At 62.4% G+C, this 19,148-nt stretch carries 16 protein-coding genes and 1 tRNA gene; 16 read left to right on the forward strand and 1 reads right to left on the reverse strand.

Translation table 11 applies throughout. The features are described 5' to 3' along the window. Positions 1-164 precede the first annotated feature (164 nt). The 13 genes from asnB (at position 165) to CFE428DRAFT_RS20105 (ending at position 15,232) form a co-directional block, all read left to right on the forward strand. Positions 165-2,036: an asparagine synthase (glutamine-hydrolyzing) gene (asnB, locus tag CFE428DRAFT_RS20045; RefSeq protein ID WP_006981458.1), complete on the forward strand. Its 1,872-nt coding sequence runs from the start codon at positions 165-167 to the stop codon at positions 2,034-2,036. Next, positions 2,033-2,956, forward strand: coding sequence for a glycosyltransferase family 2 protein (locus tag CFE428DRAFT_RS20050; protein WP_006981459.1), 924 nt, complete (start codon positions 2,033-2,035; stop codon positions 2,954-2,956). Before asnB ends, CFE428DRAFT_RS20050 begins: the two co-directional genes overlap by 4 nt. A 6-nt stretch (positions 2,957-2,962) precedes the next feature. After that, a complete protein-coding gene (locus CFE428DRAFT_RS20055) occupies positions 2,963-3,853 on the forward strand; it encodes a glycosyltransferase (protein ID WP_006981460.1) in 891 nt (296 codons plus the stop codon). After that, complete coding sequence (locus CFE428DRAFT_RS20060; RefSeq protein WP_006981461.1) at positions 3,844-4,383, forward strand: acyltransferase; 540 nt, start codon at positions 3,844-3,846, stop codon at positions 4,381-4,383. Before CFE428DRAFT_RS20055 ends, CFE428DRAFT_RS20060 begins: the two co-directional genes overlap by 10 nt. Then, on the forward strand, positions 4,380-5,297 hold the full coding sequence (locus CFE428DRAFT_RS20065) for a glycosyltransferase family 2 protein (protein WP_006981462.1): 918 nt from the start codon (positions 4,380-4,382) through the stop codon (positions 5,295-5,297). The genes CFE428DRAFT_RS20060 and CFE428DRAFT_RS20065 overlap by 4 nt, the downstream gene beginning before the upstream one ends. A 41-nt stretch (positions 5,298-5,338) precedes the next feature. Then, positions 5,339-6,421 carry a glycosyltransferase family 4 protein gene (locus CFE428DRAFT_RS20070; protein WP_157447580.1) on the forward strand — a complete coding sequence of 361 codons (1,083 nt, stop codon included), beginning with the start codon at positions 5,339-5,341 and terminating at the stop codon, positions 6,419-6,421. Further along, positions 6,418-7,962, forward strand: a complete 1,545-nt coding sequence (locus tag CFE428DRAFT_RS20075; RefSeq protein WP_006981464.1) for an O-antigen polymerase — start codon at positions 6,418-6,420, stop codon at positions 7,960-7,962. Before CFE428DRAFT_RS20070 ends, CFE428DRAFT_RS20075 begins: the two co-directional genes overlap by 4 nt. Then, positions 7,959-9,017 carry a glycosyltransferase family 4 protein gene (locus CFE428DRAFT_RS20080; RefSeq protein ID WP_006981465.1) on the forward strand — a complete coding sequence of 353 codons (1,059 nt, stop codon included), beginning with the start codon at positions 7,959-7,961 and terminating at the stop codon, positions 9,015-9,017. Before CFE428DRAFT_RS20075 ends, CFE428DRAFT_RS20080 begins: the two co-directional genes overlap by 4 nt. Then, a complete protein-coding gene (locus CFE428DRAFT_RS20085) occupies positions 9,014-10,165 on the forward strand; it encodes a glycosyltransferase family 4 protein (protein WP_006981466.1) in 1,152 nt (383 codons plus the stop codon). Before CFE428DRAFT_RS20080 ends, CFE428DRAFT_RS20085 begins: the two co-directional genes overlap by 4 nt. Continuing rightward, the gene (locus CFE428DRAFT_RS20090) at positions 10,162-11,187 is read left to right on the forward strand and encodes a glycosyltransferase (protein ID WP_131989479.1); all 1,026 of its coding nucleotides are present in this window, start codon (positions 10,162-10,164) and stop codon (positions 11,185-11,187) included. Before CFE428DRAFT_RS20085 ends, CFE428DRAFT_RS20090 begins: the two co-directional genes overlap by 4 nt. A 73-nt stretch (positions 11,188-11,260) precedes the next feature. Then, a tRNA-Ala gene (locus CFE428DRAFT_RS20095) sits at positions 11,261-11,333 on the forward strand. Positions 11,334-11,409: 76 nt separating this feature from the next. Beyond that, positions 11,410-12,492 carry a hypothetical protein gene (locus CFE428DRAFT_RS20100; RefSeq protein ID WP_006981468.1) on the forward strand — a complete coding sequence of 361 codons (1,083 nt, stop codon included), beginning with the start codon at positions 11,410-11,412 and terminating at the stop codon, positions 12,490-12,492. A gap of 211 nt (positions 12,493-12,703) precedes the next feature. Beyond that, positions 12,704-15,232, forward strand: coding sequence for a c-type cytochrome (locus CFE428DRAFT_RS20105; RefSeq protein ID WP_049975700.1), 2,529 nt, complete (start codon positions 12,704-12,706; stop codon positions 15,230-15,232). A gap of 6 nt (positions 15,233-15,238) precedes the next feature. Here the strand turns inward: CFE428DRAFT_RS20105 and CFE428DRAFT_RS20110 are convergent, their stop codons facing one another. Then, the gene (locus tag CFE428DRAFT_RS20110) at positions 15,239-16,108 is read right to left on the reverse strand and encodes a ThuA domain-containing protein (RefSeq protein WP_006981470.1); all 870 of its coding nucleotides are present in this window, start codon (positions 16,106-16,108) and stop codon (positions 15,239-15,241) included. Positions 16,109-16,224: 116 nt separating this feature from the next. On the opposite strand from CFE428DRAFT_RS20110, the gene CFE428DRAFT_RS20115 reads away from it, so the two are divergent. From CFE428DRAFT_RS20115 to bamE, 3 genes are read left to right on the forward strand one after another with little or no spacing between them, the layout of a single operon-like run. Further along, the gene (locus tag CFE428DRAFT_RS20115; protein WP_006981471.1) at positions 16,225-17,892 is read left to right on the forward strand and encodes a hypothetical protein; all 1,668 of its coding nucleotides are present in this window, start codon (positions 16,225-16,227) and stop codon (positions 17,890-17,892) included. Between the two features lie 51 nt (positions 17,893-17,943). Continuing rightward, positions 17,944-18,735: an NIPSNAP family protein gene (locus CFE428DRAFT_RS20120; RefSeq protein ID WP_006981472.1), complete on the forward strand. Its 792-nt coding sequence runs from the start codon at positions 17,944-17,946 to the stop codon at positions 18,733-18,735. A 60-nt stretch (positions 18,736-18,795) separates the two neighbouring features. Beyond that, positions 18,796-19,080 carry an outer membrane protein assembly factor BamE domain-containing protein gene (bamE, locus tag CFE428DRAFT_RS20125; protein ID WP_006981473.1) on the forward strand — a complete coding sequence of 95 codons (285 nt, stop codon included), beginning with the start codon at positions 18,796-18,798 and terminating at the stop codon, positions 19,078-19,080. Positions 19,081-19,148 lie beyond the last annotated feature (68 nt).

The following is a 19,148-nucleotide window of genomic DNA, read 5'->3' on the forward strand; positions in this document are numbered from 1 at the left end:
CCGCTTATGCCACCCATTTTTTGAGACCACCATCGCGCCGGCCGATTTCAACGACTTGCTCGGGTTCCTCTTCAGCCCGGCGCCGACACCGTGATTTGCGCCACAGCGAGTTCGCTCTAGGCCAATGGCCCGCGGGAGGCTAAGTAAGGTCCACCAACATCACCATGTGCGGCATCGCCGGCTTCATTGATCCATCACTCTCCGCAGAAGAAGGCGCCGCCCATCTTCAACGCATGCTCGACCTCCTGGCCCACCGCGGACCGGACGGCGCAGGCACGCATGTCGCGCCGGGGCTGGGCCTCGGCATGCGGCGGCTCAGCATCATCGATCTCGAAGGCGGCTGGCAGCCGATCTGGAACGAGAACGAAACCATCGGCGTCGTCTTCAACGGCGAGATTTACAACTACCTCGAACTGCGGCGTGAACTGATCGCCGGCGGACACGAGTTCCGCACGCACACCGATACGGAAGTGCTCGTGCATCTCTACGAGCAACTCGGCGACGCCATGTTCGCCAGGCTGCGCGGCATGTTCGCTTTCGCCCTGCTCGACAAGAACAGGAACCGCGTCCTCATTGCCCGCGATCACTTCGGCCAGAAGCCGCTTTATTACACGACCAGCGGCGAGCGCCTCGCCTTCGCCTCGGAATTGAAAAGCCTCCTTGCCCTGCCGTGGGTGAGCAAGGAGCGCGATCCCGAGGCGTTCCTCGACTACGTCTCGTGGATGTCGTTGCCTGCGCCGCGCACGCACTTCCGGCATATTCGGAAGCTGCCCGCCGGCTGCTTCCTCAGTCTGCCACTAAAAGGTCTCCAATCCTTCGAGCCGCATCGCTACTGGCGCTATGAGCTCAACGAAGTTCCCGATCTCACCGCACTCGAGCCCGCCGTGGAAGAACTCGATGCGGTCCTCACGGACTCCGTGAAAATGCACCTGCGCGCCGATGTCCCCGTCGGCGTCCTGCTCAGCAGCGGCCTCGATAGCCGGGTGGTCAGCACCTACGCGCAGGAGTTGCAGGAAGGGAAGATGCAGACCTTCACCGTCGGTTTCGGTGGCCCGGAATCCGAGACCCAGGGGGCGGCCACCACTGCCGCCGAAATCAAGTCCCAGCATCACGGCCTGGAACTCACCTCCGACGATCTTCTGCACAACATCGAGAAAATCGCCTGGCATCTCGATGAACCGGTCGGCGATCCGGCCGCCTTCGCCGTGCTCAAGGTCTGCGAGCTCGCGCGCGGCCATGTGAAAGTGTTGCTCTCCGGCGAAGGCTCGGATGAGCTTTTCGCCGGCTACGACACACGCTATCTCGGGATGATGGCCACGTTGCAACGCTCCGAGAAGCTGCGCCGCTTCGCCCCGCTGGTTCCGCCCGCCGATCCGGCGTCGCGCCCCTCGCGCTGGCAGCGATTCGGTCTGCGCACGCATCACACGCGCGCCAGCGAAGCGGTGACCCTGCGCATCGAAGGTCTGCCTGGCGACGTGCGGCAGCCCCGTGGCCTCAACGCCGATCAGTTGCGCCACCTGCGCCAGCGCGCCAGCACGATTGCCGAAAGCGTCTTCCAACCGCAGCGCGACGTGCTCGGTTCGCTGCTCACCCTCGACCTCAACTGGCAACTCGCGGAATCCCTGCTCCAGAAAGCCGACAAGATGAGCATGGGCGCCTCCATCGAACTGCGTACTCCCATCCTTGATCTGCGCGTCGCGGAGCTCGCCGCACGCATGCCGTCTTCACTCAAGTTGCCGCCAGCGGGACCGGGCAAGCTCGTCCTGCGCCACTGCCTCTCGCGCAAATTGCACGAACCTCTCAACCGGCCGAAACGCGGCTTCCCAGTGCCCTTGGGCGATTGGTTCCGCGGTCCGTTGCGCGAACCTGTCGAGGCGACCATTTTCGCCAGGGATTCCGCCTGCCTGACGATTCTCGACCGCGACTTGATGCGCTCGGCATGGAACGATTTTCAGACGGGCACCTGGGAAGGCGAGCGCACGCTCTACGCGCTCTGGCTTTATGAGGTCTGGCAGCGGAAGTTCTCGCTCGCATGAAGCCGTTGGTCAGCATCGGCATTCCCTCTTTCAACAGCGCGCGATGGCTGGGCCAGGCCATCGAAAGCGCGCTCGCCCAGACGTGGCCGGAAAAGGAAGTCATCGTGGTCGACGACGGTTCGACCGATGAATCGCCCGAGATCGCACGGAAATTCGGGGGCCAGATCCAGCTCATCGTCACCGAAAACCGCGGCGGCAATCACGCGCGCAATCAGGCCCTCTGCGCCGCCCGCGGCGAATGGATTCAATTTCTCGACGCCGACGACTATCTCGAACCGGAGAAAATCGCGCAGCAATTCGCGGAAGCCGATGACGGCGCGGATGCTGACATCATTTACAGTCCAACGTGGATCGAGGACCTCGGCCAGAAAACCCGGGAGCCCGGGCCCATCGATACCCGGCTCGATCTCTACAGCCAATGGCTGGCCTGGCAGATTCCCCAGACCGGAGGCCCGCTTTGGCGCAAAAGCACCCTCGACTCGATCGGCGGCTGGAAAGAAGGCCAGCCCTGCTGCCAGGAACACGAGCTCTATCTCCGTGCCTTGCAGGCCGGTTTGCGTTTCCGCTACGCTCCCACCCCCCACGCCGTCTACCGCATCTGGTCCGAGCAAACCGTCTGTCGCCGTGATCCGCGGCAGGTCATTCGCGTGCGCACGGAGCTGATGGACACCCTGCAAGCCTGGATGCAGTCTCGCGGCCTCTGGACCGCCGAACACGCCCGGGTCGCCGGCCAGGCCTTTTTCGAGATGTCCCGCACCTTCGCCCGGCAGGATTTAGCGGAGGCAGCGGCCTATTTTCAGGAGCGAAAGAAGCGGGGACTCATTCATCTTGCCGGCCCAGCCGCCCCGCGAAGCTATCGGCTGGCGCACCGCCTGCTAGGGTTTACGGGCGCGGAGAGGCTCGCTGCTGCCCGCCGTTAAACCCACATGCCCGCTCCACTCGAATACAGTCTGGTCATCGCGACCTACGAACGAGCGGAAGAACTGCGTACCACACTGGCCAGCATCGCCGCCCAGACCCGCCCCCCTGCGGCCGTCATCGTGGTGGATTCCTCTCCCGACGACAAAACCCGCGCCGTCGTGGAAGCCGCGCCGGTCCCCGTCCGTTACGAACGCGCGAAAAAGCCCAGCGCCGCCGTGCAGCGAAACCAGGGAGCGGCGCTCGTCACCACCCCCATCGTGGCCTTTGTCGATGACGACGTTTTCGTCCCGCCGGACAGTTTTGAGAAAATCGTCGCCACCTTTGATGCGGACACCGAGGAAAAGATCGGCGGCATCGCCGCGCGCATCGACGGCATGCAACATCGCGTCCCCAGCGGTCTGTTGCGTTGTTACTACCGGCTCCAGGCCGGCTACCCGCACCCCACCTACGGCGGGAAGCTCTTCGGCGCCGCGATCAATTGCCTGCCGACCTACACGGAATCGGACAGCGAACTCATTCCCGCGGATTGGCTGAACTCGACCTGCGTCTTCTACCGCACCCCGCTGTATGCGCGGGAAAAGTTCCCCGAGTTCGAGGGCTACAGCTTCCTCGAGGACGTGCATCTTTCCGCCCGCGTCAGCCGCACGCACCAGCTTTATTTTCATCGCACGGCAACCTTCGAGCACCGCGACGCCCCGAGCACCTTCAAGCGTAACACTCGCGAACTCGCCCGCATGCGCGTGCGCCATCAACGCCTCGTCGCGCACGATATCCTCGGCCTGCGCGAGCCAGTGCTCACGTGGAAGCTGCTGCTCCATCGCCTTTTCGCCAGCATCAGCATCCTTCGGCAACGCGGGCCCACATGGCAGCAGGAACTCCTCGGCACATGGACCTGACCCGCTTTCTCGAGGGCCTGACCTCCCGCGCGCGCATCGCTTACTACCGTTCCTCGGGCATGCACATCCATGGCCACGTCTCATTACGGGCCATCGAAGTGCGGCAGCGCCCACAGTGCATCACGCTGGAGGATGGGGCGGCTCTCGATCGCGGCGTCGTCCTCCTGGCCACCAGCGATCGCGCCCGCATCGTCATCGGTCCTCGCACGTACATCAATCGCCACACGATGATCGATGCGGATGAACTCATCGAAATCGGTGAGAGCACGATGATCGGTCCGTTCTGCTACATCACCGATCACGATCACACGGTGAGTGCGTGGGCCGCACCGGCCGACGGCCCGCTCGTCACCGCGCCTACCCGGCTCGGCGCCCGCTGCTGGATTGGCGCGCATGTCACCATTTTGAAAGGCGTGAGCATCGGCGAGGGCACCGTGGTCGGTGCCGGGAGCGTGGTCACCAAATCGTTGCCGGCCGGCGTCATCGCGGTGGGCAATCCGGCGAAAGTCCTGCGGGAGATCGCACCATGAGTCTTACCGTCGCGGTCTGCATCACCACCCACAATCGCCGCGACGAACTCACCCGCACCCTCGCGGCGCTGGCCACGTTGAATCCCCCGCCAGACGAAATCCTCATCGCCGTGGATGGCTGCCAGGATGGCACGCTGGAACTGCTCCGCGACAAGTATCCGCAAGCCCGCTTACTCATCCACGAACAAGCGCAAGGCTCCATTCCCTCGCGCAACGAACTCGCCGCCGCCTGCCGTGGCGACATCTTCCTCAGCCTCGATGACGACAGCTATCCCCTCGAGACCGATTGCATCGCGCGCCTGCGCGATCTCTTCACCGCGCGGCCCCGCCTCGCCGTCGCTTCCTTTCCGCAACGCTCGGATGAATTTCCCGCATCGCTGACCGCCACCGATTTCGGCCCCTCGCAATTCGTTGGCAGCTATGCCAATTCGGGAGCAGCCATCCGCCGTTCGGTCTTCGAACAACTGGGCGGCTATCCTGGTTTTTTTTTCCACGCTTACGAGGAACCCGACTTCGCCCTGCGTTGTGCCGCCGCGGGCTGGCAGGTCTGGCACGAAGTCTCGATCACCATCCGCCATCACTTCACCGGCGCGCAGCGCAACGAGATCCGCACCCACCAGCGCCACTCGCGCAACGAATTCTGGAGCGTGCTGCTGCGCTGCCCAGCGCCGCAATGCCTCGGCGTCGCACTCTTCCGCCTCGTCCGTCAATTCGGCTACGCCGGGAAGCGCGGTCTGGATTGGGTCGTGCGCGAACCGGCCTGGTGGCTGGCCGCGCTGAAAGGCGTCTCGCGTTGCCTCGCCCAACGGCAACCGCTGCCTTGGGAAAAATATCGCGCGTGGATGGAACTCGTCCGCACCCCGCTGGCCTCGGAAGCGGAATGGAACGCCAAATTTGGAGCGGAAGCGTCGTGAAGATTTCCATCTCCGCCACCAACCCGTGCCATCTGTATCCCATGGCACTCGAACTCGCGAAGCACGACGCGCTCGGCTGCTATTACTCGGGTTATCCGGCGTGGAAGCTCGGCGCGGCCGCGGACCTGCCGGTGCGCACGCACAGCCTGCGCACGAATATCGTCTACGGCCTGCTCAAGTTCGTCCCCGAGCGCTGGCGGCCCGAGTCGAAGAAGCTCTTTCGCTGGCAGGATCACGGCTTCGACCGCTGGACCGGCGCGCACCTCGACGGCTGCGACTTCGTGCACGCCATGCCGGGCCAATGCCTGCACACCTTCCGCGCCGCGCGGCGGCTCGGCATCAAGACGGTGCTCAATCACGCCACCGGCCCGGTGCGCGAATGGGTGCGCATCATGGAGCCGGAATACGCCCGCATCGGCCTGAAGCTCACCGACGTCTGCCCCTACGACGAGGAATACTTCGCGCGTGAGGACGAAGAATACGGGCTGACCGACTGGCATTGCGCCGCCTCCTCCGTGGTGCGCGATCAACTCATCTCCCTCGGCATCGATGCCAGGCGCATCTGGCAGGTGCCCTACGGCGCCGACGCGCACATCTTCCACCACTCCGACCAGGCGCCGGGCCAATCGTTTCGTATCATCTTCGCCGGTCAGGTCGGCGTGCGCAAAGGCCTGCGCAATCTGCTCGACGCCCTCGCGCTGGCCAAACGGCCGGATTGGTCCATGGAATTCTACGGCGCCGTGCTGGGTGAAGCGTGCCACGATCTCGACGCCTACCATGGCGCCACGCCATTGAAATTCCACGGCCCTGTCTCGCAGGAAACCCTCGCCGGAGCCTTCCGGACCGGCTCGGTCCTCGTGCTGCCCTCGCTGGAGGAAGGCTTCGGGCTGGTCGTGCCGCAGGCCCTCAATTGCGGAATGCCCGCCATCGTCAGCGATCGCGTCGGCGGCAAGGATCAGGTGCGGCACCGCGATAACGGCTCCATCTTCCCCGCCGAGGACGTCACCGCTCTCGCGGCCGAACTCATGTGGTGGGCGGAGCACCCGAAGCGCGTGTCCGAAAACTTTGGCTGGAGCCAGCCGACAGAAAAGCTCATCGAATTCAGCGCCGCTGCCCTCTCATGAATTTTCCCCGGCCCAGACATCGCAATACCGCCCCACCTCCGCGTCCTATCGGAACCGTCCAGGCCGTTCCCGAGGCAGACGAACATCCGCATCCCGACAGCAACGGCACCTTTGCCGCCCTCGTCGGCCTGGCTCTGACCGCCCTTCTCGCGAACAGCAGCCTGCCCTCCTCCCTTGCTCGTTTCTCCTCCATCGGCGCTCTCATTAGCATCGGCATCAGCGTGGCCATGGACATGCGTCGCGGAGGCCTGCGCAATCTCATCCGCGCGGACCTCATGGCGATCTTCGCCTTCTACTTTCTCACCCTCTTCGAGTTCCTTTTTCCGCAGCCGCACTTCGATGAGTTGATCGATGTCCGCACCACGCATCAAGCCCTCCTCTGCGTGGACCTCGGCTTTCTCGGCCTCTTCCTCGGGCGCCATTTGATCCATCCACGAAAGCAGCCCTTCGCGCACACCCTCACCTACGAGATTCCCGCCGGTTGGATCGTCTTCATCTTCTGGGCCTGTTTCTTCATCGGCTACCTGCACATGCTCGTCGCGGTGAATTTCAACGTGGTCGAAATGGTGGGCTTCTTCATGGATCCGCGCTTCAGCCAGCCGTGGCAGCGCGGACGCCTCGGCGACTGGAAGGCGCTGCTCGTCGAGCTCGGCCTGTTCATCTATCTCATCCCACCGCTCGCCGGGATCATGATCGCCCGACGGCATCGCTATGGCACGTTTTCGCTGGCGCTCGCCTGCGGTGCCCTGCTGTTCACCTTTTTCTACGGTTTCACCAGCGGCACGCGGAATATCTTCGCCTCCTACCTCGTCACGTTCCTCATCGCCTACAGCTTCGCCCTGCCCTTTGCCCGGAAGAAAGAACTTCTCATCCTGTGCATCGGCAGCGGCTTGTTCATGATCTTTGCGACTTACTACATGCTGCAATTTCGCAACGTCGGGTTTCGCAATTACCTCCAGGGCGGCTATGTGCAGGAGGACCCGGCGGAGCGCACCATGTTCGTGGACTACAATCTCTACGCCATCTGCCGGCTCGTGGACGTCTTTCCGCACAAGCGGGATTATCTCGGATTCGAGATCCCTTATCAGGCGCTCATTCGGCCGATCCCTCGCGCGATCTGGGCCGGCAAACCGGAAGGCTTGAGCTCCTCCATCGAGGACGCACTCGGCGTCGAAGGGGTCACCATCTCGGCGAGCTTTGTCGGCGAGGCCTACATGTCCGGCGGCATGGTGGTGACCCTCATCATCGCTCTCTGTTTCGGAGCGCTCACCGGTTGGTGGAGTTTTCTGGCCTCTCCGAAGAACTCCGAACTTGGCATCCTCATCTACGCGTCCGGTTTTTTCGCGGCCGTCATTTCGATGCGCAGCCTTTTCGTCTTCACCACCGCGCTGCTGCCCACCGTGGCCGCGCTCGTCATCGGGACCTACGCCGTTCGCCTGCTCGCCAAGCAAGCCGGGCAACTCCTCTCGCGAGCCGCTTTGCGTAACGCCCAGGCACGACGCTTGCCCATGCCGCCCCGCCCTGCCCCGCCCCGGAAATGAAAGCCGCGTTCGTTTCCGTCGTTCCTTCCCCCTACCAGCGCGATCTCTTCCGGGCCCTGGCGCAGCGGCCGGAAGTGGACTTGAGCGTCTTTTATCTCGAGGCCGCCGCACCCGATTCACCCTGGCCCGAGAAAACGCTCGAGCCGTATGAGAAAATCATGCGCGGTTTCTGGCTGCCGGTCGGCTCCGCGCGCTGCCATGTCAACTGGCCGCTGCCGAAGCTCGAGGATTTCGACGTCGTCGTAATGAATACCTTGATGTCTTTCACCGCCCAATGGCTCATGCGGACGACACTGCGCCACAAGCCCTGGTTCTTCTGGGGCGAACGCCTGGGACGCGGCGGAAAGATGCACGAGCGCCTTTCCGAGCCCCTGCATCGCGCCACCGGCATCGCGGCGATCGGCACTTTTGCCGATGAAGATTACCGCGCGCGTTTTCCTGAGCCGCAGCATTTCCGCATTCCCTACTTCTGCGATCTCGATCCCTTCCTCGCCCTGCCGCGCCACACGCGCACGAATGGCCAGGTCGTCTTCCTCTTCTGCGGACAAATGATCGCGCGCAAGGGCGTGGATCTGCTGCTCGAGGCCTTTCAACGCCTCGGCGGTGCCGCGCGCTTGCTGCTCGTGGGCCGCGAGGCCGAGCTCCCGCAGCTTCTCGCCCCGCTGCCGGCGGCAGTGCGTGATCGCATCATCTACGCGGGCTTTCAGGCTCCGGAGGAGTTGCCCCACTTCTTCGCGCAGGCGGACGTTTTTGTCCTGCCCAGCCGTTACGATGGCTGGGGCGTGGTGGTGAATCAGGCGCTCGGCGCCGGGCTTCCGATCGTTTGTTCCGACATGGTCGGCGCCGGGCGCGATCTCGTGGAAGAAGAAATCAACGGCCTGCGATTTCCCGCCGGCGATGCCGCCGCGCTTGCCGAAAAAATGCAACGCTTCATAGTCCAGCCTTCGTTGTGCGAAAGCTGGGGGCAGGTGTCGCGCCGTCGCGCGCGGCACTGGACGCCCGCGGCCGGAGCCGCAAAATGGGTCGACGTTTTCCAGACCGCCCTCCAATCATGAGAATCCTTTTAGCCAGCAGCAGTTCCGGGTCACGCGGGGGCGGCGAACTGTACCTGCTCTATCTCGGGCGCGCGCTCGCGCAGCGCGGGCACACGGTGCTGCTCTGGGCCTCGGATCATCCGCGCATGGATGAACTGGCCAACAGCTTCTCCGGCATCGGCGAAGTGCTGCGTTCCCCCTATCGCAATACCTACGATCGCCGTGGACGCTCCCTCTCCAGCTACCTGAATCTCCGCGCCGTCGGCCAACTCGCCCGCGAGTGGAAAAAGGCGCGCCCGGATATTCTCCACGTGAACAAGCAGAACCTCGAAGACGGCCTCGACCTGCTCCACGCCGCACGCCGTTCGCACCTGCCGAATATCTGCACCATCCACCTCACGCAGAGCGCGGGTTATCTCAAGGCCAAGCTCGCTCCCGCGCGCGACTTCATCGCCCGGCGCGCCCTGCGCAATTACCACAACCCGCTCGTGACGGTGCTGGAAAATCGCTGCCAGGATCTCGTTTCCTTCATCGGCGAATCGCCGCGCATTCGCATGATCCCGAATGGCGTGCCGATCTATGATATCGCGCGCCGCCCCGCTGCTCGCGAAACGAAACGCGCGGACCTCGGGATCGGCGAGGATGAATTGCTCGTCATCGCCGTCGGTCGCATGGTCCCGCAAAAGCGTCCGCTGGAATTTCTCGCTCGCGCCGAGAACGTACTGCGGCGTTATCCGAAAGCAAAGTTTCTCTGGGTAGGCGACGGCGAACTGAGCGGCGCATGGGACGACTGGATCGAGGCGCATAAAATGGGCAGGACGATCCGCCGCCTGCCGTGGCGCAACGACATACCCTCACTGCTCATGGCCGCCGACGTCTTCCTGCACGTCGCCGAATACGAGGGCCTGCCCCTGGCCATTCTCGAGGCCATGTCCGCCGCGCTGCCCTGCGCCATCGCCAGCCATCTGCTGCGGGAAATGCCCTTCCTCGATGCCAGCAATTCCATCTCCGTCGGAGCCGATGGCACCTGGATGGACGCCTTGAGCGACAGCAAACAGTTGCTCACCATCGGCGCCGCTTCGCGCAAGCTCGTGGAGGAAAAATACTCCTACGCCACGATGGCCGAAGCCTACGAGGCGCTCTATCGCGAGGCACTCGGCAAACCGTGAAGGTCATCTTTTGCGTTCCGCCGATGGAACAACGCGTGGGCGGCCTCGATTCGGCCATTCAAAGCCTGCGCGGCGCCTTGGGAGATTTGGGGACGGCCATCACGGATGATTCGCAACCCGCCGAAGGCGGCGACACGCTCGTGCATTTTCACGGCCTGTGGCAACCCGGTCACGCGCGCCTGGCGAAGCGCTTCACGGCCCGCGGCATTCCCTACATCGTCTCGCCGCACGGCATGCTGGAACCCTGGGCGTGGCGTCACAAATGGTGGAAAAAGTGGCCCTATTTTCATTTCATCGAAAAGGGCCACCTCGCCCGGGCCGCCGCCTTGCTCGCCACCGCGAAGCCGGAAGCCGGGCGGCTGCAAAAATTTGCTCCTGGGCAACGCATCGAGACCCTGCCACTCGGCCTCACGGGCACTGCCCGGCCCGACTACGAAAAAGCCCGGGAACGCCTCGGCTGGAAACCGGAAGAGCGCGTGCTGCTTTATCTTTCCCGCATCCACGTCAAGAAGGGGTTGGATCTCCTGTTGGAAGCGCTGGCCACGACTTCGCTTCCCCCGCATACACGCTTGATCATCGTGGGCGAAGGCGGCCGGGATTACGTTCACTCGCTCAAACGCTTCGCGCAGAGGCATGCCTCCCAGCTTCCCTTCACGCGATGGGTCGGCCCGGTGTGGGGCGACGCCCGCTGGGCTTATTTTCAAGGTGCCGATTTGTTTTGTCTGCCCACGCACTCCGAGAATTTCGGTCTCGCCGTCCTCGAAGCCTGCCAGGTCGGCACGCCCGCACTCACCACCACCGAGACGCCGTGGGCCGAGCAACTCTCCACCGGCCGCGGCTACATCTGCCAGCCCACCATCGACAGCGTCCGCCAGAGCCTTGCCGAATTTTTCCGGCAGCCCTGCTGGGATGCGCCCAAGCGCGTCGCGCTCTCCGAATGGGCCCACGCCAACTACGATTGGCAGAACCTCGCCCCCCGCTATCTCGCCTTCTACGAAAGCATCCTGCGCACCCGGCAATAAGGCCGCTGCAAATCGTTGAAATTTCCTCTTGCCACAAAGCCACGTCGAAGGCATTTTCCCGTCCCTCGCAGACGGGGTCTTAGCTCAGTTGGTAGAGCGCCTCAATGGCATTGAGGAGGTCAGGGGTTCGAATCCCCTAGGCTCCACTCCCCTCTCGGTGAGGGGATTCACCAGAAGCGAATGTTCTGGCAACCAGCGCGCCGCACGGGTGTTTGCTATTCCATGACGACAACGCGCCATTTTGCCGTTTCCTGCCTGACAATTCTCATTCTTTGCGCACTCAGCTTGCGAGCCGCCGAGATCCAGACAGGGGAAAAATTAGCGGCGACGACCAACAGCCAGGCAGTGAAATGGCATCCAGGCCACTATGCGTTTGTCCAATCCAGCCCGCTAGGCGAAGAACAGATTTACAAGAATTTCCGAGGCATCGAGAAAATGTACACTTGGCGCGCACTGGAGCCGCAGAAAGATCACTACGATTTCACCGCCATCCGCTCGGACCTCGCGTTTCTCGGCAAACATGATCGGCGGTTGATCATCCAGATCCAGACCAAGACATTCGGTGCGGGACAGAATTACTGCCCTGACTACATCTCCGGTCCGGACTATGGAGGGGGCGTTTACAAGACGCGCTGGAGCTCTTTCAATCCCGTCATCTGGAACGAGCGTGTCAATGAGCGGTTGAACGCTCTCTACACGCAACTTGGCAAGGAGTTCGATCGCGAGCCGTTCCTGGAAGCTGTGGTCATCCCCGAATCGGCGACGACCTTCGATGTCGCCACTCAAACCGCCATCGCTTACACCCCGGAAAAATACACGCGCAGCGTCGAGTCTGGCATGCAGGCGCTCAAAGCCGCCTTCCCCAGCACCGTCGTCATGCAATACGTCAACATGCCACCCGAATCGATCCAACCTCTGGCTGACTATGCAAAGGCACGCGGCATCGGCTTCGGCGGGCCAGACATCTATCCACACGATCCCTTGCTCACCAATCCACAGCACGGTGTCTATCGCCTCTACCCGCCACTGTCCGGCCTCGTGCCGCTGGGCGCCGCCGTGCAGCAGAATGACTACACGCAAACCGCCGCCTTCCGCGGAACTCCCGGGGAAACACCGGTGAAAGAGATTTACGAATTCGGCCGCGACAAACTCCACTTGAACTACATTTTCTGGGGCACGCGCCGAGGCTATTTCGAAAAAGTAGAAGCCATGCTCGCTGACCCTTCCTTTCCCAAGGACCCGGCCGGCGGCCTCGAACCCCGTTGTCCACAATCGCTGGCCAACCCGATGACGTCCAGGAATTGACAGGCGCCCCCAAAGGGTAGTGGCTCCATTGGAATTCGATGGGTTATCCCGCGATCTCGCGGGGCACGGAATGCGCGATTCAGCCTAAGAAGGAACCTCTCCTGCGGCATTCGCATCGGTGAATCTTTCACACGTTTGTTTTCCGCCCATGTCCGCCACGAGTATCTCCCGCCATTTTTGGAAGTCTCTCCCCTTCTGCCTGCTCCTCGCAATGTTCGCGGGAACTGTCCTGGGTGAGCCGCCCAAGCCCGAGGCACTCGAGACACTGCCGGATTTCAAAGTGGAACTCGTTCGCGTAGCGGACTTGGACACCGAAGGCTCGTGGATTTCGATCGCCAGAGATCCGAAGGGACGGCTGCTCCTCGGGGCCGAACGCAAGCAACCCATCTCCCGGCTCACTCTCGAAAACGGCCAGGTCACCAAGGCCGAAATCCTCCAGATTCCGTTGTCGGAGGTCATGGGGATGCTCTTCGCTTTCGACAGCCTTTACATCAATGGTCGCGGACATACTCCCGATGGCCACGACGTCTTCGGCCTCTGGCGCTGCCGCTCAACCAAGGGTGACGACGAATACGATCAGGTCGAACTGTTGCGCGAATGGAAGGGCGGAGGCGGTGATCACGGCGCGCACGCCATCCTGCTGAATCCGGACAAAAAGCATCTCAACATCGTCTGCGGAAATTTCGTGGATGTGCCCGGCGACGTGCTTCCTTCCTCACCGCATCGTCACTATGCAGACGATCTCGCCCTGCCGCGCGCGGAAGACAGCAACGGTTTCGGTGCGGGTCGGAAACCGCCGGGCGGTTTCGTCGTCCGCCTTGATCCGGATGGCAGCCACTGCGAACTGGTGGCCAGCGGCGAGCGCAATACTTACGACGTGGCCTTCAACCACGATGGCGAGCTTTTCGGCTTCGACAGCGACATGGAAAACGACTGGGGCACGCCGTGGTATCGGCCAATCCGGGTCTACCACGTGACCAGCGGCGCTGATTACGGTTTTCGCGAGGGCACGGCCAAATGGCCCGAGTACTACGCGGATAGCCTGCCGGGTACGCTGACCATTGGCATCGGCAGTCCGACCGGCGTTGTTTTCGGAGAAGGCGCGAACTTCCCGGCCAAATATCAGCGCGCGCTCTTCATCGAAGACTGGACCTACGGCCGCTTGATTGCCGTGCATCTCAGTCCCGATGGCGCGAGCTATGGCGGCGATTGGGAAGATTTCCTCGCGCCGAAAACGCTCCACGCGACTTCGGGCAAAACTCCGCTCAATCTCACCGGCATCGTGGTCGGCGCCGACGGCGCGTTGTATTTCACCATCGGCGGCCGGCACACGCAGGGAGCGCTCTATCGCATCACCTACATCGGCCGGGAATTGACGACGCCGGCGAATCTCCACGACCCCAGGGATGAAGAAGCACGGGCCCTGCGTCACCAGCTCGAAGCATTTCACGGCCATGAAGATGCGCGGGCCGTGGATTTCGCATGGCCGCAACTCGGCAGCACCGACCGCTTCCTCCGCTACGCCGCACGCATCGCGATCGAGAGCCAGCCGCTCGAGCAGTGGAAAGACCGGGCATTGTCGGAGAAAGATTCGCGGACCGCGCTCACCGCGCTACTGGCCGTGGCGAGATTGGGCGGTACTGCATCGCAGGCCGATGTATTCAAGGCGCTGGCCAAATTCCCGTTGTCGCGACTTCCAGATGAAACCCAGCAACTCGACAAGCTGCGGGCACTCGAAGTCTCGCTCAGTCGAGCGGGGAAACCCTCCGCGGAAGTAGCGGCGCCGCTCGTTGCCGAGCTCAACCCGATCTTCCCAGCGAAATCGATCCCACTCAATCGCGAACTTTGCCAGGTGCTGCTCGCGTTGGATGCCCCGAATGTGATCGGCCGAATGCTCCAACTCGTCGCCGCCGCCCCCACCCAGGAGGAGCAGTTCACCTACATCTTCTACCTGCGCACGATCACCGCCGGCTGGACCCCGGAACTCCGCCACCAGTACTTCTCCTGGTGGACCCAAATGCCGAAGACGGCCCAGCATCCCGACTATCAGCTCCGCTGGTTTCCGGAAGCCGGTCGCGAATACACCAACGGCTCGAGCTACAACAACTTCCTCATCAAGACGCGGCATACAGCGATGACGAATCTCTCACCCGCGGAACTCGCCGCCCTCCAGCCGGTGCTGGACTCCTGGGCTGAGCCGGTGAAGAACCTCCATTCTTCAAAAAAGCAGCGCGGCTATGTCCGCGATTGGAAAGTGGCCGACCTCGAAGGAGAACTCGATCACGTGGGCCACGGCCGCAACTTCGCCGAGGGCCAGGACGCCCTCTATGCCGTGCAATGTCTTATGTGCCATCGCATCGGCGACGATGGCGGCTCCGTGGGCCCCGATCTCACCGCGATCTCCAGCCGCTTCTCCCGCCACGATATTCTCGAGTCGATCATCGAACCTTCCAAGGTCATCTCCGAGCAGTTCGCGAATACCGACCTCGTCTTGAAAAATGGCGACGTCCTCTCCGGACGCATCGTGTCGGAAACCGACGATCAGATCGTCATCCGTCCCAGCATGCTCGCGCCGGAGATGCGTGAGGTGCGCAAGGCGGACGTCCAGTCGCGGGAAATCTCGAAGGTCTCCCCGATGCCTCCCGGTCTGATCAACATGCTGACCAAGGACGAGATTCTCGATCTGCTCGCCTATCTCGAATCCGCTGGCCACGCCGATGGCGCGCCGTTCAAGAGATAGACGGCGCTACTTTCCACCGGGACCATAACCCGGCGCCGGCGTGCCGTCGTCGTTGAGATGGCCGGTCGCCCACAGCAACCCGCGCGTGACGAGGTCGAGATACCGTGGATCGGCGACCGTTTCGGTGTTGTGGCCGATCGTCGTGCTGAAGACGCGCGTCTTGCCGTTGTAAATGTTCGTCCACACGTCCACCCAATCGTCCGTGCGATCTCCGGTAATGGTCGTCGTGCCATCGGGATTCTTCTGCTTCACATGCACCGTTTGTTTGCCGCGCGCGAGAGGATGAGCCGTGTCGAAGATGTGGACGTTGTTGTAGTGCTCTTCCTTGATGGTAGTCCAATCGGCCAGCCCCTTGGTGATCGGACTCTCCTTGTCGATATAAGTCACGGCGATCGGTTCCTGCGCATCATGCTTTCTGGATTCCAGGCCGAGATACTCGAACCATGGCGAATCCTTCGCCCGATAGGCATGCACACCGCAGTGCAGATTCACCCCGGGAATGCCATCCTCGCGATGCGGCTTGAGGATGCTCTTGATGACCGCTTCATTCTCCGCCTGGGTGGTGAGCCCGGAAGTGCGTGAGGCGCATTCGTCGTGAATGATCACATCGTAACCCTTCGCATAATTCGGGTTGCCGTAGATCATCGGGAACGCCGGAGAGTCCGTTTTGTCGCTGCTGTAAACTTCGTCGACGACGATGTTGGCGCGCGCTTCCAAACCCTCCCTCAGGATTTCCTTTTGCTTCACATAGTCGTGGCAACATCCGCCGGTGATGAGCAGGGCCTTGATCGGTTTGACGGCATCAGCACCGCGGACGGACGCAACGGTCAGCGGCAGGAAGAGCGCGACGAGCGTAGGGAGAACGAGTGTTTTCATGGTGAGAATGCGCGGGCATCGGGAATGACCACCGAGCCGAGGCGGTGTTAGGTACGTTTGAAGGCGGCTTCTGGAACAAGCTTGTTGGCCATTCTTTGCATCGCTAGAGACCAGCCATGACCAGCCCGAATCCCTCGCCCGCAGTGCCCGTGCGCACCGAGGCTCGCCTGCCGTCTCTGGTCTTCCGTGGCCTCGAATTGCTGATCCTGGCCATCGTACTCACTCTCGCGTGGAAATCCTGGAGCGCGTGGCCGATGGTTCCGCTCGCCGACCCGGACACGTGGGGATATTTGAACCCGGCGCTGAGCTGGCTCAGCGGCACGGGCTTTGTCCAGGCGGGTGGGCGCGACTGGCTGTACCCCGCCTTCGTCGCGTTGTTTCTCAAGACGACCGGTTCGTTCACCGGCATCGTCGCCTGGCAGAAATGCATCGGTCTGCTGTCGGGCGTGCTGATGGCCATCACGTGGCGCTGTTGGGTGTCGATGTTGCCGTTCCATCGGGGTATTCGCTTCGCCATTTCTCTCCTCGGGGCGATGCCGATTTTCATGCAGTTGGTGAATCCGCAGAGCGTCCTTTACCAGATGTCCCTGCGCCCGGAATCGTTGCTGCCCTGTTTCGTCTACGCGCAACTGGCCTGCGCCATGGGCTATTGCCGCTTTCGCTGGCACACACCGAAGCCCTTGCCTTCCCTGCTCCTCGGTGCGGCGGCGCTGGTCTTCGCCTACGCTTGTTTCCTACTCAAGCCGAGTTGGTATCTCGCAACGGTCACCACCTCGCTTTCGGTTGGCATCGGGCTGTTCGGCAGCGCGCTTTCGTGGAGAATCCGGTTACTGACTCCTGTCACCGGCATCGCCGCAGCACTGCTCATCCTGGCGCTTCCTGCCCGGATGTTCTTCGTCCGGGACGGTGCCTCTGTCACGCTGCTCCCGCTGGCCTTGTTTTGCGTGCACGCTCCACTCATCGACGAATCCTTCACCGCGAAGCTCGCCCATCTTCCGGATTCAGCCCCGGAAAAGCCGCGCCTGCAACATCTCGACGATGTCCTCAAAGGCGAACTCGCCATCGCGGCGGACCACTATCGGCCGTACGATCATTTGCGCATCAACCCGGACTATCTTTTGGACAGTCGCAAGCTCAACACGGCCATCCCGGAATACGCCGGCGCCACTCCTCAGCAAATCAAAGCCTTCTGTTTCGGTTCCTTCGCCAGCGCCGTGCTGCACGATCCCGGTGCTTACACCCGCAAGGTTTTCCTCCAGTTCCACTGGTTCCTCTGGCCCGATGCGAAAACCTTTTTCAAGGACCGCTCGGATATCACCGGGGAATATCGACTCTCGGCAGAATCTCTGACCGCTCACCAGCCCACCGGATTACGCGCCGACTGGCAGACCACGCGGCAGCACTATCAAGAGGACCTCGCCGCGCTGGCGAAGGCATCGCCCCCATTGGCCGAGCACCCCAAACTCACCGAATTGGCTCGGGGCGTGACTCGATGGGCGTTGCCCTTGGAATGCCTCTTCCTGCTCGCCCTGCTCGCCGTGCATGTATGGCCTCCCTTGTGCAACCTCCGCAGCACCGGTTGGGCCGCCTTCTTTCTCTTCCTCGCACCGCTGGGAAATGCCTTCGGCGTCTGCATCGTCCACGCCCTCGATATCTACCGCTATCGCATTACCTATGGGGGGTATTGGCTGTTCGTGCTCACGGCCATGACGGCCTTCATTTTCGCCGTCGCCGGCCAGGCGCTCTACCGCACCGCTGGAAAAATCGTTCCACAGCGATCTTGAATCTGAGCCGTGCCCCTGAACACACTGCCTCCCCTCTCTCCCTCCCCTTCCATGAAACGCCGCGACTTTCTGCAAAACACCATCGCCGCCTGCGTCGGCGCCGCCGCTCTCGAAACCAAGGCCAATGCCGCGGAGGCTGCCGCTCCTGCCGGGCGCGACCTCTATGAACTGCGCGTCTACACGCTCAAGACCGCGAAAAAATCGTTGCTCGACGATTATCTCAGCAAAGCCTTCATCCCTGCCGTGAAGCGCTTGGGCAGCGGCCCCGTGGGCGTGTTTAGCGAGACCGTCGACCCGGATCATCTGGCCGTTTACGTGCTCACCGTGCATTCGTCCGCGGAACAAATCGTCGCGCAACCAGCGAAGCTGGCCGCCGATTCCGAGTATCAGAAAGCGGGTGCCGATTACCTCTCCGCCACGGCGGCCGATCCCGTCTACGAGCGGATCCAGAGTTCGGTGCATCTCGCCATCGAAGGCATGCCGAAACTCGCACGGCCCGATTCCTCGAAACCCCGCCTACTCAACCTGCGCATCTACGAGAGCCACAACGAGCGCGCTGCCGCGAAGAAGATCGAGATGTTCAACCTCCACGAGATGCCCATCTTCCAGCGTGTGGGGCTGACTCCGGTCTTCTTTGGCCAGACGATCGTCGGCGCGAACATGCCGAACCTCACCTACATGCTCGTCTTTCCCGACGACGCCGGGCGCACCGCCGCGTGGAAGCGTTTCGGTGGCGACGATGAATGGAAAAAGCTCAAGGCAATCCCCGAGTACGCCGACAAGTCAATCGTCTCGAAGATCACCAACAAGATCCTGACACCCGAAGCGTACTCCGAGATCTGAGTCCGCAAGGACTACGCCCGACCCGCTTCGCCCAAACTCCACCCGCGCCCTTCCCACCGCATGCATCGTCTCGCCCCTCTGCTCGCTCTCCTCCTCTTCGCCTGTGCCAGTGCCCGGCCGATCCAGCATCGCATCGCGGAACTGCACGTCGGAATGACGCAACAGGAACTGACCAATCTTCTCGGAAAGCCGCGCACGATCAGCAACATGGGCGCGCTCCTCATTTACGACTACGTCTTCACCCAGGAGCAACCCGCCGTCCTGCACCAGAGCGAACCGCCGACGCTGTCCTACTACGTCATCCTCGGCCGCGATGGACGCGTGCGTTCCTATGGGCCGAACTGAGCCCGTCGCCACCCACTTTTCCTCCAAATTCGAGAAAACACATTCGCAGGGCGCTGATCACTCAGCGC

The organism is Chthoniobacter flavus Ellin428 (assembly GCF_000173075.1).
GTDB lineage: Bacteria > Verrucomicrobiota > Verrucomicrobiia > Chthoniobacterales > Chthoniobacteraceae > Chthoniobacter > Chthoniobacter flavus.